Raw genomic sequence first — 14,603 nt, forward strand, 5'->3', positions numbered from 1 at the left:
TCACGCCATTGTCGTGCTCTCTGCGCAATCCTCAGCCCCGCGACCGGTAGTGCGCAGTGATGAAGAGGCCCTCTACCTTCTTGATGGCGAGCTGCTCAGCGAACGGTCCCAGTACACGAGCGAGCCCCCTGGCGCCGTAGTAGACCTTCAGGGCGGGGTGAAGAGAACCATCTCGCAGAGGTCGCTGTTGTATTTCGGTCTCAACATCGTCGAGTGACGGTAAGCTTGAATCGAATATACAAACGCTCCCGCCGGGGCGCACCACGCGCCTCACTTCGCTGAGGAAGGGAGAGACGTCGTCATGCGGCACATGACTGAAAAAGAAGCCGAAGAAGCAGCCATCAACGGAACTATCTGCAAACGGCAGCTCGTAGGCGCTGGCGCGCACGAGCGTGGCATGGGTGTTGTTCATGCTTAAACGCTTGCGGCACTCTGCCAACATGTGCGGCCCGTAGTCAAGCGCGGTAACCTCCAGACCGGACTGGGCCAGCAGTGAAGTCCACCAGCCAATTCCGCAAGCGACTTCCAATATGCTTCCTTCACCAAATGCGGCCAAATCCTCTTCAAGTTGCCGCAAGCCACTGAGAAAGGGCTCGTTTGTTTCCGGTCGGTCGTAGAGCCCTGTACGGAGAAACCAGTCTACGTATTCTCCGGCGCGCTGGTCGTAGTAGACCTGCATTGACTGCTTGAGGGTCTCGTTGTCGACCTCTTCTTCCCAGGCCTCGTAGTCGAAGCCCGTGCTTTTACCGGTTGGTGGATGTTCAGACATGGGGGAGTGGGTTTTCCGCTAACTCGATCTCTGCTTCGGATAGGTCTTTGGCGGTATCGATTGCGCGCCAGTATGCACGTGACTTATAAGCGCCAAGTTTGCCTGCTTGGGCAATTTGTGGAAACGTGCTCCGCTCGTGATCACCCTTGTCCGGCAACAGATCCCTGATGGCGGGCGACAGCGCATAGATTCCGGCACTCAGCCAATGGGGTAAGAGCGGTTTCTCGTGAAATGCGATTACCTTGTGCGCGTCGTTCGATTCGACGATGCCATATGGACTCTGCAGTTGCGTCAGCGAAAGCGTAGCAGTGTTTTCGCCTTCCACATGCACGTCCACGAGCGAAGATATGTCCATACTCGTGAGAGTGTCGCCATTTGTCGCAAGAATAAATGGGTCGGAAGTATCTGCCATCCCAAACGCCAGCTTCAGCCCGCCTCCCGTTCCGAGCTTTTCGTACTCGATCGCGTACTCAATCTGAACGCCAATTGCTCCGCCATCGCCAAAGCGATCCTGAATTACGTCGTGCCGGTAGCCGCACGAAATGACAAAGCGCGAAACGCCACTGTCTCTAAGCCACGCAAGCTGATATGCGAGAATTGGGACACCGCAGGCCTCTACCATGGTCTTGGGGCGGTCGGATGTATACGGCCGCAGTCGCTCTCCTAGCCCCCCGGCGAGAATAATCGCTTGCATTTGATCTGTCGACGCTCCCTCTATGTGGATGCTCCGGAAATGTACACTCCAAAGACAGAGTGACTAGGGTCAAACGGCATGGGACTTCATTCCTACCAAGTCCGTCTCAGAGACGTGGACTCCCAGTTTGCCGAGGTTGAATCCGGCTACCCTTCGTTCTAAAGGAGACCGGCAAGGTGGCGCGGCTCGAAACAAACAAAGAAAGTCAGTCAGCTTCGCTTGGGTTAGCTTTCTTGATGTTCCGATTCAATTGTATAGAGGATGCGTACACCAGGCAAAACGGGTCACTGAACGGAAAGTGTCGCATCAGGGCAGCAGATGCGGCTCGTTGTCAAACTGGCCCCTTGTACCGGCGGCAGTCTCTTACCACGCTGAAGGCGCAAATGGGATTTGGAGTTGATGCTGCGGTCAATGACGGCAGATCCTGCGACTACCGGGACTTGCCCTTGCCGGGGTCCCTACGGGCTGAAGAGCGACGTACGAATTGAAAAGCCGGTGAATAACCCAGGGCGCGTAACGTTTACGGTGATTTCGCGCGTGTCCCGATCAGCATACTCGACATCAACCGTCATAATGTACTCGTAGGTTGGTTCCGGAATAAACGCGTCGAGCCAAATCGGTTCATTGGCGCGAATGCGCACGCGTGTGACCGTATAGCGTCGTATGGGGTAATAGCGGACCCACGAGGGCGGGGAAGCATCGACTTCGAAAATCTCCAAGTCTTGTTTGGGCAGCCCCTCAGCCTGAGCCAGGATATTATCTATGATGTCCTGGGGCCTCTTGGTCACAATCTCCGTGTTTCTCTCGTCAATGCGTGGATCGTAAACGTGGTTGCGCGGCGCCGTGAGGACAAGCAGAAAAAGGCCAATTAACCCGGAAAAGCCGAGGACAAAGACCCATGTAAGTTTCTGCTTCATGGCAAGGTGCTCCAATTGTCGCACGCCGCGTTTAGGTGGACTTCTTGTTCCAGCAGCGAGCCCACCTGCGATGGTATCTCCCGCTAGCGTCAATGGCGAACCACATAGTCTCAGTATATAATGCGAGTTAGGAATAGCAATCGTCCATTTCTTGAGTTCATTCCCGGCCGCGATGAGCAAGTGCAGCTAATGTGTCGCCAATGGCACACCCACTGCTGCCCACGCGCAGCAGTGGGTGTGCTGAATGAAGGTCGGGCGATTCTGTTGGATTGGCTGCGACAATGAATAGACGCAGCTACTTAGAGTGCACAATGCTTAACCAGATCACCCTTGCTGAGGACTCTGCGTAGATTGTGCGGGACATCGGTAACTAGAGACAGGAGAAAACTGAGTGGGGTATACAATTACGCTGATTCCGGGCGATGGCGTCGGTCCAGAGATTACGGAAGCAACTTGCCGCGTCATTGAGGCGTTAGATGTCGGCATTTCGTGGGACGTCCAAGAAGCGGGTCTGCACGTCTTTGAGAAGACCGGCGAACTGCTGCCGCAATCTGTCATCGATTCATTGCGGCGGAATAGGGTGGGTATCAAAGGGCCGATTACGACTCCCGTGGGCACAGGGTTTCGCAGCCTCAACGTCACGTTGCGCAAGGAACTAAAGTGCTACGCCAACTTGCGGCCATGCAAGAGCTATACCGGCGTGCAAACGCGCTTTGATGCGATTGACATTGTGGTAGTGCGAGAAAACCTTGAGGATCTGTACGCAGGAATCGAGTTTGAGGAAGGCACTGGGAGTGCCTTGGAGCTCATCCACTTCATCCGTGCCCATCACGGTAGTCAGATTCCAATGGATGCGGGAATCACGATTAAGCCAATCACCGTAGAGGGTTCTCGCCGCATTGTAAAGTTCGCTTTCGAGTACGCCCGGGCGAATGGACGCAAGACTGTTACCGCAATTCATAAAGCAAACATTCAAAAGCACTCGGACGGCCTTTTCCTCCGTGTGGCACGCGAAGTTGCGGAAGACTATCCCGAAATCGAATTTTGGGACATGATCGTGGATGCTACCTGTATGCAGCTGGTGCGCCGGCCGGAACAGTTTGACGTTATGGTCATGCCGAATCTATACGGCGACATTCTGTCCGACCTCTGTGCCGGGCTGGTTGGGGGTCTGGGTGTTGCTCCCGGCGCAAACATCGGCGACCAAATGGCGCTTTTCGAGCCAATTCACGGCAGTGCGCCCAAGTACACCGGCCAGAACAAGGTAAATCCCATGGCCCAGATGTTTTCGGCGGTGATGATGCTGCGCCACATTGGCGAGCGCGAGGCCGCGGAACGGATGGAGACAGCGCTCGCGGACGTCATCGCGGAAGGCAAGCACGTCACCTACGACATGAAGCCCGACCGCAATGACCCAACCGCAGCCGGCACGTCTGGTGTGGCGGATGCCCTCATTGAGCGTCTGCGCTAGCAGGGGTGCGTTGCAATACTGCGATGTTGCAGCGTGGCATGTGGCTGATTCTTCGCCAGCGCATGTGAGGGACATCGAAGGCCGGGAAAGCGAGGCACTGCCTTGGGACGGTGGATGTGCTGGGCTGAGCTGAAGAGAAATCAATTTAGGAAGAACTCCATACTCGTAGCCACGGCCCCATTTGGTTAAGAGAGTTCCTCGGCAAGGAGTTTTGCAGCGTGGACGAAAACATGAAACTCGTCGTGGCGATTGTTCAAGACGAGGACGCGGGAAACCTTATAGACAACCTGGTGCAAGCCGGCTTTGGCGCGACGCGCATTAATACTGCCGGTGGCTTTTTGCGGCATGGCAACGCCACGGTGCTGGTGGGCGTGGAGGAAGAGAAAGTCAGCGAGGTACTGGTGGTAGTCCGCCGAAATTGCACGACCCGCATGCAGTATGTCAACCCCGTGCCGCCTGCAATGGAGCCGGGCGAGTTCTACATGCCCTATCCGGTTGAGGTGCAGGTGGGTGGAGCCGTCGTATTCGTGCTAGACGTTGAGCGGTTCGAGCGCTTTTAGGCGCTTGCGGTCTATCGATTCTCTTCAACACGAATCCCGTACTGCAATATCAACTGTCTCTGCGGCAATGTCAGTTCTATTGCCAGTGCAGAGCGACGCCGCCGTAGCCGGCAGTCAGATTAGAATTCTTGCGGTGCGCATAGGTACCCGCCTACGCCGGTTGCCGTGGGATATGGACGAAGAATGTGGATGACCGACGGTACTCTTTCTCCCCATTGCGTCGGACCATCGCGATTCTGATAGCCAAGATTGCAGGCGTGTTTTCGCGCCGCCTGCAGCGGGGCGGGGGCACGGCGCTCCCGGGACTGGTGGCGGAGCACCTTGCACCGGACTTACTTGGAGTCTTGCTGAGCCAAGTGCCGGCGGGCACCGTCTTCGTCACCGGCACAAATGGCAAGACGACAACTGCCGCGTTGCTGCGCAACATTCTTGCCGTTGGCGGTCGCTCCGTTCTGCACAACGCTACAGGGTCTAACCTGACACGCGGCGTCTTGAGCCTGTTACTCGAACACACCGGTTGGCACGGCAGGCTGAGTCTTGCGCCGGACAGCATTGCCGTCTTGGAATTGGACGAGGCGGCAATTGTACAAGCGCTCCGCCAGCATCGGCCTGCCTGCATTGTCGTGACAAATCTCTTTCGCGATCAGCTCGACCGCTACGGCGAGGTGCAGACAATTGCCGCAGGCCTACGCTCCGCATTCGCGCAGTTGGATTCTGCCACGGCGTTGCTTTTGAATGGGGATGATCCGTTAGTTGCCAGCTTGGGTGAATCCTACGTTGGTCCGGTGGGCTATTTTGGCCTTGATGATCCTGACGTGGCGCGGGATGATATTGAATTGGCTGCTGACTCACATTACTGCCCGCATGACGCAGAGCCATTGCAGTATGCCGCTGCTTACTACGGACACCTTGGGGAGTTTGCCTGCCCTGCGTGCGGCTGGCGGCAACCTCATCGCGATGTGCGGGCGACAAGAGTTGCTTTGCATGGCTTTGCCGGTGTGGACCTCACCATCGCTGTGCCGGAATCGGAGCTGAGGATACATCTGCGTGTGCCGGGACTCTACAACGTCTACAATGCGCTCGCCGCCACTGCGGCGGCCTGGTACCTTGAGGCGCCTGAACATGCGGTTTCCGAGGGTCTCAGCGCGACAATCTCCGCCTTTGGGCGCGCTGAGGTTGTAGAGTCAGATGGGCGGACAGTGTGGCTGCTTCTTATAAAGAATCCTATCGGAGCAAATCAAGTATTGCGGCTACTTGCCGCCGAGGACAGGCCGTTGCACGTGCTTGCAATTCTCCAAGATCGCGCGGCTGACGGGCATGATGTCTCATGGATTTGGGACGTTGATTTTGAGTGCTTGGCAAACGCCACGGTTACAACCGGCGGCCGCCGCGCGGAGGACATGGCGGTGCGCTTGAAGTACGCTGGGAGCGGCAACATTACTGCGAGGGGCAACATCGCGCATGCGTTCGACTATGCCGCTGACGCCACTCCTGTGGAAGGGACGCTCTTCATCCTTGCGACATATACCGGAATGCTTGAATTGCGCAAGGTCTGGGCTGAGCGAGGGCTTGTTCGCCACTTCTGGGAGGAATCCCTTGCGTAACTATGGTCAATGGGCGGAGGAGAGCTGGATCAATGAAGATGGCCCCTCACCCCGGCCCTCTCCCCCGGGAGAGGGAGTCTCTTCGCCTGCCGGCCCCGATTGTGCAAGAGACTCTTCGCCCGTCAGCCCCGGATGTGCAAGCGTCTCTTCGCCTGCCGGCCCCGGCTGTGCAAGTTTCTCCAGGGAGTGCCTTGCATGAAGATTGTCATTGGGCATCTCTATCCGCATCTTATGAACATGTATGCAGATCGTGGCAACGTGATCTGCCTGGAACGTCGCTGCCGGTGGCGCGGTCTTGACGTGGAGCTGCGGAACATTGGTCCCGGGCCGCTACGCCATGCCGCAGAGCTCGACATTCTCCTGGTTGGCGGCGGGCAAGATCGGGAGCAGTGTCTGGCCTCACAGGACCTTGTGGAGACCAAGGGTCCAGTGTTGCGGGAGGCGATTGGCGACGGCCTTGTCGCCCTGGCGGTGTGTGGCGGCTATCAGCTTTTTGGCGAGTACTATCGCGACCACACCGGCGCAGAATTGCGCGGCATTGAGGTGCTGCCGGCGCACACGACCCACCCCGGCGCCGACAGCCAACGGTGCATTGGCAATATCGTCACAACGTGGAATGGGCAAAAACTCGTTGGCTTTGAGAATCACGGCGGACGCACGTATCTGCACGATCCGGAGGCCGCCCTCGCTACCGTCGTAAGTGGATACGGGAATAACGGCGCGGACCAGACTGAAGGCGCACAGTGGAAGAACGCGTACGGCACCTATCTCCACGGCTCGCTGCTCCCGAAGAATCCGGCCTTTGCCGACCATCTGATCCTGCAAGCCCTGAAACGGCGGTACGGCGTCACGTCGCTGCCTCCGCTCGATGACGCCGTAGAACTGGCTGCACACGAACGGGCTCTAAAGATCGCCGGTGGGTAGCGCGCCTTTGCGGCTTTCGACTGCGACGGTCAACTGTTGCTTGGGGATATTCTCATGCGGGGAAGAACAGGATTTTCGCTGCCGCGCGATTTGACGCGCATGCCCCTGGTTATACGTGCTTTGCTCGCACGAACACTGCTCGAACTCATCCCATAGAATACATTGCTCCGCGCAGACCTGCCCTTCGACAGGCTCAGGGCGAACGGAAAAAGGCGGCGAACCGATAAGCCGGCGAATGGAAAAAGCCGGTGAACGGATGAGCAGGGAAACGGAAGAGGCCGGGGAATGGTAGAGCCGGGAAATGGAAGAGCCGGGGAATGGTAGAGCAAGGGAATGGAAATACCGGGGAGTGGAAGAGCCAACAATCCGTTCGTGCTGAGCTTGTCGAAGCACGGCTAGGCACAGCGCTCCGAATCTGGAGATGCCCTTGAGCGAAAGCTACCCGGTTGAAGAAGCCGCACAACTCGAACAGAGCCCACCGACTTCAAGCTCCACGTTTCTGATTGTGAAGCGGTGCTCATCCTGCAGAGCTTCTTTGAGACGGTCAATGTGCGGACTGCTAAACTCGATGACTTCCTCGCACGAAACGCAGACGAGGTGGTGATGTTCCCCATCACCGGCAGCTTTGAAGTGGCGGTGGTCTTGCTGTAAGTTCGCAGCCTCGACCAGGCCTTGCTCCCGCAAGAGATCGAGCGTGCGGTACACCGTGGAAAGACTGACGCGATGCCCACGTTGACGCGCAATCTGGAAGACTTCATCTGCCCCCAGGTGCCCGGGCTGGTCGCGAATAATCTTCAGAATGGCTTCGCGTTGCCGCGTGAAGCGGCGGCCGGACGACCGGAGAAGCCGCTTTGCATTGGAAGTTGCCAGTTGCGAACGTGGTGCTGCCAAGGTCATTCCCTCTTCCGGCAGGCGCGTGCGAAAAACTGCATCAATAGTAACGGAAGTAAAGTCCGCTAATTCCTACCTCGCTGCTAGCCATTACATCATAGCACAGACTGGGGCACGAGGCGGCCTTGACCAGCAGTGGAAACTACACCGTCTTCCGCGGTGCACGCAGGCAATTACGGGTTGTGAGCTAGCAAGAAGAGCGGGTCCTTTTCAAGAATGGCAATGCCGAGCTCGAGGAACGGCTTGGCCTCGATAAGCCGGAGGGTGGCGTTGCCTATCTTCCCCACCTGCATGATGCCGTGTTCTTGGCAGACGGCATCCATCTTTTCGAAGGCGCGGGGATGGTTTGGCAAGTGGGCGCGCGTGGGCACGGTGACAATGCGCCCTTCCAGGTCTATCACCATGGGATAGAAGACTTCACTGCTCAAGATCGGGGCGCCGCCGGCTTCTTCGATGGTATGGATTGTGGTGTTGCTGTTCTGGCCGATGCCGATGAGCAAGACTTTGCCGCCGCTCGTGCAATTCCTGTGCCACGGGGTGCCGGGACCGGTGGGATAGACAGCGGTTTCCGCACCGGCGAGCAGCCAGTCCCGGCGCGCGCCAATCGCGTGCAGCGTGTGGCACGCCGAGAGCGAAGGCCGCGCCTCCGGCCTAATCCGGAGTGCGTTCGTGATAGCGCCAAGCTTTGAAGGAGTGACCCGCAGGTCGAGTATGGGGTTGTGTTTGATGTAATGGAAGTGCGATCCTCCCGTCCAGATCACTGGACTGGTAGGCACTGCTACCGTCCCTTCAGCCCCAACTGCGGCGAGCAGCGCGTCCACGACAGTGTCAGCGCCGCCCTCGACATACCCAAAGCGAGAGAGGGACGAATGGACGATGACCGTGTCGCCATCGGTAAGGCCGAGACCGCGAAAGCCATCTAAGAGCATCGTAAAAGTTACATGAGGCCGGGACTCATTCATTGACATAAGCGTATGCTCGCTCTCTGTGTTTTGCTGGTGGCGTAGGGAGAGTGTTTCGGGCGTGCGGGGAGTGTTCGGAGTCCTCCACAATGAGTGCGAGAAATACTAACCGTTAGCGCCGAGCTTGTCGAAGCGCGAGCAGAGGGCAGTTTCCTGCGCTTTGTGGCGGTATACTCATTCCTCTAGTAAAGCTCTCATGTTACCGCTTCTTGCAAGGGTCTGGCCAAACTTGCAGGGCCTTTTCAAAGTAAATCCGTCATTCCCGCGAGAGCGGGAATCCATCCTCCAGCACCGCATGCGCCCCGTCAGCAGCGGGGGACAAGCCCCCGCGCTACAGTAAGGTCTATTCTCATAGCATTGACGATTTGCCCTGAAACATAATGACAATGACTTGTAATGACCCTGCCAAACCTGACTCAGTACTCGACCGTTTCGCCCGATTCCATAGACTCCGTGACGGCAAGTCCCGCGCGGAGCGCGCGTCTGCCATCATCGCCGGAGACGCGAGGCGGTTCCCCGCGACGCATGCGGCTAGCGAAATCCTGTATTGCTGCGGTGTACGCATCATGGGGCTGGAATTCGAATTCTTGCGCCTTGCCTCGATGGTCTATGTGCCTGAATTGTTTGGGTTGGAGATTAGTGATTACACCCTGTGGCCCGATGAGCTCTTCCTCATGCGCCAGGAAAGGCTTGAACCCCGCCTGCATACTGCAAGAAGCGGTAATGACGCCAATGTCGCCGGAGCTGTATTCGATTAACGCCACACCGGTATCGGGTGCGGTGCTTAGCCTTTTGCGCTGGTCCGACTCAAGGTTCGCCCAACTGAAGCCGCGAGCATTCACGCGGACGACGTCGCTGCGGAAGAGCCATGCCCAGAGATCGTAGTGGTCCGCAAACAAATCGAGGAAGACCTTTGAGTCTCGCGATTCCCTATGTCCAGACGTGCTGCTTGGGGCAGGCATGAGACAATGCACACGATAAATGACCGGCCTACCGAGCGTTTCCTCGTCCATCATTTCGCGGATGCGCGTAAAGCTGAGCGCATAGCGGCGAGGGAAGCTCATGCCGACTGCGACCCGGTTGCGGCGTGCGGTTGCCAAGAGCGTGTCGCACTCGCCCAAGACGTGGGTGGTGTTGCGCTCGCAGAAGACATGTTTGTGGTTCTCTATGGCGTCGAGAGCGATGGGTCCATTCAGTGCCGACGACGTGCACAGTGAAACGATGTTTATGTCGGCCCGTGCAATAACTGTGGAGTAGTCTGTACTGACAGTGTCGATCCCGTACTCTTGGGCTAAGCCGTACGCGCGCGCCTCGTCCATGTCAACCACAGCAACAACGTGAGAATCTTTCACTGCCTGCCAGCCGACAATATGCTTCCGGGCTGTGGCGCCGGCGCCAATGATGCACGTGCGTACGCGACTAACGGGGGTAATCATTGAACTACAACCAATGTGCGCTTGAGGATGAAATAACGAGAAGGGGCCCAATCGGGACAAGCTGCGAGGTCGTGTGTGCGCGCTGGCGCGCTGAGACTAAGTATAGGCTTACACACATAGTGTAGCGCAGAATGGCTGCGTAGGCGATACTAGACTGGAGCGTAGGATCCTCGGAGGCAAGCATTGGCGCGCGTATACTTGAGCGTTGACATGGAAGGGCTGGCCGGCGTTGCGCTGCGCGAGCAGATTTCCCGCCACATTGGGGGTCGGCAGTATCAACAGGGACGAAGATTGGTGATGGCGGAAGTCAACGCCGCCGTGGCGGGAGCATTTGACGGCGGCGCAACCGACGTCATCGTCCACGATAACCACGGCAGCAGTATGAACATGATCGTCGAGCAGCTTGACCCCCGCGCGTACGTCTACATGGGAAATCTGCCCTATCCCCAACATGCGGTCTTGGAACCGGACATTGACCTATACTTCTGCCTGGGTTACCACGCCGCACAGGGGAGGTTGCACGCTTTCCGGGACCATACCGTGAGTTCATCCCGCTGGAGCGACGTCTGGCTGAATAACGTTGCGATTGGTGAACTTGGGTTGAGCGCCGCGTGTGCCGGCGTCTACGGCATACCGGTAGGATTAGTGGTCGGTGACGACAAATTGTGCGCCGAGGCGCGCACTCTGCTCGGTCCTGAGGTTGAGGTAGTGCCGGTCAAGACCGGGCTGGGCAGGCACGCCGCCAGGCTCTTGCCTTCTTCCGATCAGCACGCCAGGATCCATAAAGCCGCAGCGCTGGCAGTGCGTCAAGGGCAAACTGTACCCCCTCTTGTCTTTGCCCCGCCGTACGAATTGTGCTTGCAGTACACCTCCCCGGAATATGCCGATGCTCACGCGTGCGATGGGGTGCGTAGCGTACGACGAAACGGTACTACGGTCTGCTATCGAGGCGATAACCTCATCGAGCTGGTAGGAAGAATGTAATGGCATGGCTTGTGGTGCGCCGGCTCATGTGCTTGCCGCTCTTAGTGGTGCTCGTTGGCTGTGTTGCGGACACGTATACCCAGCGCATGGGTCGGCTCTATGACTCTGTCCGTTCACAGCCACAGATTCAACCCCCTGCTGATTTCGTGTCTGCCGCGCCCGCGGTCATTGACACCGCCCCAATCGCCAAGGCAGACATGGTAGTTTTCGCCGCGCGTCCCGGAGATGCGGTAGTGTCGGCATACGCGACGATCAGACTGGCAGTATCACAAGGCAAGCGCGTCGTCATCGTTTACGTCACCAACGGTGATGCCCAGACCGAAGCAGCGCAAGCTCTTGCTGAACTCCCTGCTACCGCTACCCCGACGCCGGAACAGTATCTGCAGGCAGCGGCTGTCCTGCAAGACGTGGCGCTCCACGCAGCGGAGAATGCGCTTGGCATGAAACGGGATGATGCAGTCTTTCTCTCGTACCCGGATGGCGCGTTGCATGAATTGACAGATGATGCGCCGGATGACGTGGTTCGTTCGCCGTTTACCGAGAAGGACGGTCTCTTCGATGCCGGCATCACACCGTATCGCATTGCGCGTTCGGGGCAGGGTGTACCCTATTCCTTCAACGCGATCCTCCACGACCTGAACGACATACTTGTTGAACTGAACCCCGCAGAGATATACTTGCCTTCACCTGCCAGCGCGGACGAAACGGTGGCGGCAGCCGGGCGGCTGATTGCGCGGTCGCTGCGGGAAGTCGCGCCTCGGGAGGCGCAGGTGTTCGCATACGCGCAGGCATTGGATGAGGAGCAACCGCCTCTCGACCGGCGGGTGCCCGTGACCGACCCGGCAGCAAAGCAGCGCGCACTCGACAGGGATGCGACACGGATAGGCACAGCAGGCTGGCCGGCAGCACCTGACGCAATGCTCGAAGAAGAACAGTTTTGGGCGTTCGACTCTTCCGCTGAGCGTTGAGGAGGGCGCTGGCGAACACCCAGAGAACCGCAATATCACCTAGGAGATACTGAAGATGACTTTGCCGCAACCGTCGATGCATGGGTCTATATTGAAACCGGGCTATTCATTTGAAGATGTCCTCTCGCTTTCGCAGCGGTTTGGGTTTCCAGGTGTAGACGCCTCGTTTGCTGAAGTGCGAGCGCGGGCCGAGCAGACCTCCGCTGCGGCAGTGCGCGACCTCTTCGCTGAATTTGAAACATCACCGGCCTACATGGGCTTCATTCCGGCAGGACTCTTCTCTCCGGAGGTTGAGTTCATGCAGGCGCTCGACCAGTTCTCGGAAAACTGCGCGTTGGCGGCGTCCGTAGGATGTCAGCGCACGGGATCATACTTTCCGAATCGCATGTCGCTGCCGCCTGACGAGGCCCGGCGCATTCTGAGAGATCGCGTTGCAATTCTGGCGGAACGAGCGGAACCCCACGGCATTGCTATCGGTCTGGAGTTTCTGGGCGTGCGCACGTTCCGGCTGGAGGAACCGCACGCTTTCCTCAACAACGTGCCGGATACTATAGCGATGCTCCGCGAGACCGGCCGGCCCAACGTCGGCTTGATCCTCGATTCGTTCCACTACTACACGAGCGGCGGCGATCTATCGCAGATCCGGTCTTTGCGCGCGGAGGACATTGTGCATCTGCACGTAAATGACGCGCCCCATGCCGACGTGATGACCCTGGAAGACACGGACCGCGTGCTGCCGGGCAAAGGCGTCATCGACTTGCCCGGCTGGTTCAAGGCCATCGCCGAGATCGGCTTCGACGGCTACGTCGCCATCGAGATCTTCGACGACGAGTTTCGCAACCAGGACTGGGACGTGGCGGTGGGCGCCGCCAAAAAGGCGCTTGACGCCGTTCTGGTCCAGGCAGAGCATTCCGGCGACTAGCGGTGCGGCTTTAGTGCCTGAAGGGTCCCCTCATCCTGGCCCTCTCCCCGAGGAGAGGGCGGTGCTCTTGCGCCAACTGCCGAAGTTGCGCAGGGGAATTCTTAGCCAAGGGGATCTTTTCGCCTGTCGGCTTTGGCATCTAGAGACTGTCCGGCTTCCAGCCAAGACGTAGCGCGGGGGCTTGTCCCCCGCCCCTTCACTCCTGTACTGCCTCTGACCTTGCTCACCAAAGCCAAGTTATTTGTGTGCTAGACCGTCACACTGCTGAATGCCAGAACGATAGCCCCCAAAGCGATTACGACTGCGCCCCCAATGCGCGGCACCGGCGACGATTCCCGCAGAATGACGATGCCAAGTATCGTGCCGATAACCACCCCTACTTCCCGCAATGGCGCCACTTGACTCACCTGGCCAATTGAAAGCGCCACCAGCGCGAGACTGTAGGCCAGCGGAGAGAGCACCGCCCCGGCGCCCATGGTGGCCGGATGCGCCCGCCACACCGCAATCAACGTGCCTACGCGGCGGCGGAGCATCCACGACATTGATATTGCCGGACCGAGGAAGGCGCCGGTGACGTACAGCAACGGCGGCACGTGCGAGACGCCCACTTTGTCCCACAGTGAGTACGTGGCGATGGTCACGCCGGTGACTACGGCAAAGATAAGGCCGGCCGCCGGTCGGAAGTGCGCGGCCAGGGTCTGCCGAGAGAGATCAGGTGGGATCTGAAGAATGAGGAGTCCCAGCACGATGCCGGCAATGCCAAGCCCTTGCGGCAGGGTGATGTGCTCGCCCAGTATGAGCACCGCGCCGATGGGGGTGAGCGCCACGCCCATGCCGCGGGCAAGGGGATAGACGAGCGACATGTCACCGTGTTCGTAGGCTTGCGCAAGCAATGTGAAGTAGAACGCGTGAATGATCGCCGTACCCAGAAAGAACCCCCAACCGGTGAGCGAAATCGACGACCCGACGAGCACGTAAGAGGCAACCGGCAATGTGGCGATTGTACCGGCAACACAGATGTTCCAGGTGTAGATCAGAGGCCTGCCGCTGCGCTTGAGGAGCAGATTCCACGTGGCATGCGCCAAGGCCGCTCCCAGCACGAGCAGCAACGCGAGGACGGTCATTTCTTCGCCTTGCCGATCTCCCTACGGTAAGCATTCAATACCGTACACACCAGCGGTTTTCGTGTCGCTGCCGCGCGCCTGTGATTGGAACAACAGTTGATCGTGACTATACTTGCACCCTCCTGAACCCGCCATGTCCACTATGCAGATTGACTACAACTATTCGCTCAGCCTTGCCGTGATGGGAGTATAGGCGGCGAAGATGAGCGAATAGTTGCAGTGGGTCTTCCCAGTATAGCGCGCCTGACCGTGGACGGCTTTGCACCTGGCAATCTGCCGTGGCGTGCACTTGGGATCAGCAGGGATTAGATGGTCTGATTAAGTTCGTCTTAGTGTACGGACAGGACTAGACTTGGCTGCGTATAGGGTACAATTCA

General features: G+C 58.2%; 14 protein-coding genes. 7 read left to right on the top strand and 7 right to left on the bottom strand.

What is annotated here, in order from left to right:
- Nucleotides 1-31 precede the first annotated feature (31 nt).
- From OXE05_11580 to OXE05_11590, 3 genes are all read right to left on the bottom strand, one after another.
- Nucleotides 32-769 carry a class I SAM-dependent methyltransferase gene (locus tag OXE05_11580; protein MCY4437956.1) on the bottom strand — a complete coding sequence of 246 codons (738 nt, stop codon included), beginning with the start codon at nt 767-769 and terminating at the stop codon, nt 32-34.
- Nucleotides 762-1,463 (bottom strand): nucleotidyltransferase family protein, encoded by a 702-nt coding sequence (locus OXE05_11585; protein MCY4437957.1) that lies wholly within the window; start codon nt 1,461-1,463, stop codon nt 762-764. The genes OXE05_11580 and OXE05_11585 overlap by 8 nt, the downstream gene beginning before the upstream one ends.
- A gap of 458 nt (nt 1,464-1,921) precedes the next feature.
- A complete protein-coding gene (locus OXE05_11590) occupies nt 1,922-2,380 on the bottom strand; it encodes a hypothetical protein (GenBank protein MCY4437958.1) in 459 nt (152 codons plus the stop codon).
- Nucleotides 2,381-2,771: 391 nt separating this feature from the next.
- On the opposite strand from OXE05_11590, the gene OXE05_11595 reads away from it, so the two are divergent.
- The 4 genes from OXE05_11595 to OXE05_11610 all read left to right on the top strand — a co-directional run bounded on the left by OXE05_11595 (nt 2,772) and on the right by OXE05_11610 (nt 6,939).
- Nucleotides 2,772-3,851 (top strand): isocitrate/isopropylmalate dehydrogenase family protein, encoded by a 1,080-nt coding sequence (locus tag OXE05_11595; GenBank protein ID MCY4437959.1) that lies wholly within the window; start codon nt 2,772-2,774, stop codon nt 3,849-3,851.
- Nucleotides 3,852-4,081: 230 nt separating this feature from the next.
- Nucleotides 4,082-4,411 carry a cyclic-di-AMP receptor gene (locus OXE05_11600; GenBank protein ID MCY4437960.1) on the top strand — a complete coding sequence of 110 codons (330 nt, stop codon included), beginning with the start codon at nt 4,082-4,084 and terminating at the stop codon, nt 4,409-4,411.
- A 185-nt stretch (nt 4,412-4,596) separates the two neighbouring features.
- Nucleotides 4,597-6,015, top strand: a complete 1,419-nt coding sequence (locus OXE05_11605; protein MCY4437961.1) for a MurT ligase domain-containing protein — start codon at nt 4,597-4,599, stop codon at nt 6,013-6,015.
- Between the two features lie 195 nt (nt 6,016-6,210).
- Nucleotides 6,211-6,939 carry a glutamine amidotransferase gene (locus OXE05_11610; protein MCY4437962.1) on the top strand — a complete coding sequence of 243 codons (729 nt, stop codon included), beginning with the start codon at nt 6,211-6,213 and terminating at the stop codon, nt 6,937-6,939.
- Nucleotides 6,940-7,377: 438 nt separating this feature from the next.
- Here OXE05_11610 and OXE05_11615 read toward each other — a convergent pair whose 3' ends face one another.
- From OXE05_11615 to OXE05_11625, 3 genes are all read right to left on the bottom strand, one after another.
- Nucleotides 7,378-7,830 carry a Fur family transcriptional regulator gene (locus OXE05_11615; protein ID MCY4437963.1) on the bottom strand — a complete coding sequence of 151 codons (453 nt, stop codon included), beginning with the start codon at nt 7,828-7,830 and terminating at the stop codon, nt 7,378-7,380.
- Nucleotides 7,831-8,003: 173 nt separating this feature from the next.
- On the bottom strand, nt 8,004-8,759 hold the full coding sequence (locus OXE05_11620) for an AAC(3) family N-acetyltransferase (GenBank protein ID MCY4437964.1): 756 nt from the start codon (nt 8,757-8,759) through the stop codon (nt 8,004-8,006).
- A gap of 449 nt (nt 8,760-9,208) precedes the next feature.
- Nucleotides 9,209-10,228: a Gfo/Idh/MocA family oxidoreductase gene (locus tag OXE05_11625; protein MCY4437965.1), complete on the bottom strand. Its 1,020-nt coding sequence runs from the start codon at nt 10,226-10,228 to the stop codon at nt 9,209-9,211.
- 183 nt (nt 10,229-10,411) lie between these two features.
- Between OXE05_11625 and OXE05_11630 the strand changes: the two genes are divergently transcribed.
- Genes OXE05_11630 through OXE05_11640 form a run of 3 tightly spaced genes read left to right on the top strand, consistent with a single transcriptional unit; the run spans nt 10,412 to nt 13,102 of the window.
- Nucleotides 10,412-11,212, top strand: a complete 801-nt coding sequence (locus OXE05_11630) for a M55 family metallopeptidase (GenBank protein MCY4437966.1) — start codon at nt 10,412-10,414, stop codon at nt 11,210-11,212.
- A complete protein-coding gene (locus OXE05_11635; GenBank protein MCY4437967.1) occupies nt 11,212-12,180 on the top strand; it encodes a PIG-L family deacetylase in 969 nt (322 codons plus the stop codon). Before OXE05_11630 ends, OXE05_11635 begins: the two co-directional genes overlap by 1 nt.
- Before the next feature lie 55 nt (nt 12,181-12,235).
- The gene (locus OXE05_11640) at nt 12,236-13,102 is read left to right on the top strand and encodes a sugar phosphate isomerase/epimerase (protein ID MCY4437968.1); all 867 of its coding nucleotides are present in this window, start codon (nt 12,236-12,238) and stop codon (nt 13,100-13,102) included.
- A 248-nt stretch (nt 13,103-13,350) separates the two neighbouring features.
- Here OXE05_11640 and OXE05_11645 read toward each other — a convergent pair whose 3' ends face one another.
- Complete coding sequence (locus tag OXE05_11645) at nt 13,351-14,226, bottom strand: SMR family transporter (protein ID MCY4437969.1); 876 nt, start codon at nt 14,224-14,226, stop codon at nt 13,351-13,353.
- Nucleotides 14,227-14,603 lie beyond the last annotated feature (377 nt).

It is taken from the genome of Chloroflexota bacterium (genome assembly GCA_026710945.1).
Classification (GTDB): domain Bacteria; phylum Chloroflexota; class UBA11872; order VXOZ01; family VXOZ01; genus VXOZ01.

Bases quoted from the DNA above. Each gene is read 5' to 3' on its own strand.
- OXE05_11645 (MCY4437969.1), bottom strand. From the start codon at position 14,226: ATGACCGTCCTCGCGTTGCTGCTCGTGCTGGGAGCGGCCTTGGCGCAT.
- OXE05_11585 (MCY4437957.1), bottom strand. From the start codon at position 1,463: ATGCAAGCGATTATTCTCGCCGGGGGGCTAGGAGAGCGACTGCGGCCG.
- OXE05_11640 (MCY4437968.1), top strand. From the start codon at position 12,236: ATGACTTTGCCGCAACCGTCGATGCATGGGTCTATATTGAAACCGGGC.
- OXE05_11625 (MCY4437965.1), bottom strand. From the start codon at position 10,228: ATGATTACCCCCGTTAGTCGCGTACGCACGTGCATCATTGGCGCCGGC.
- OXE05_11610 (MCY4437962.1), top strand. From the start codon at position 6,211: ATGAAGATTGTCATTGGGCATCTCTATCCGCATCTTATGAACATGTAT.
- OXE05_11590 (MCY4437958.1), bottom strand. From the start codon at position 2,380: ATGAAGCAGAAACTTACATGGGTCTTTGTCCTCGGCTTTTCCGGGTTA.
- OXE05_11600 (MCY4437960.1), top strand. From the start codon at position 4,082: ATGAAACTCGTCGTGGCGATTGTTCAAGACGAGGACGCGGGAAACCTT.
- OXE05_11620 (MCY4437964.1), bottom strand. From the start codon at position 8,759: ATGCTCTTAGATGGCTTTCGCGGTCTCGGCCTTACCGATGGCGACACG.
- OXE05_11635 (MCY4437967.1), top strand. From the start codon at position 11,212: ATGGCATGGCTTGTGGTGCGCCGGCTCATGTGCTTGCCGCTCTTAGTG.
- OXE05_11580 (MCY4437956.1), bottom strand. From the start codon at position 769: ATGTCTGAACATCCACCAACCGGTAAAAGCACGGGCTTCGACTACGAG.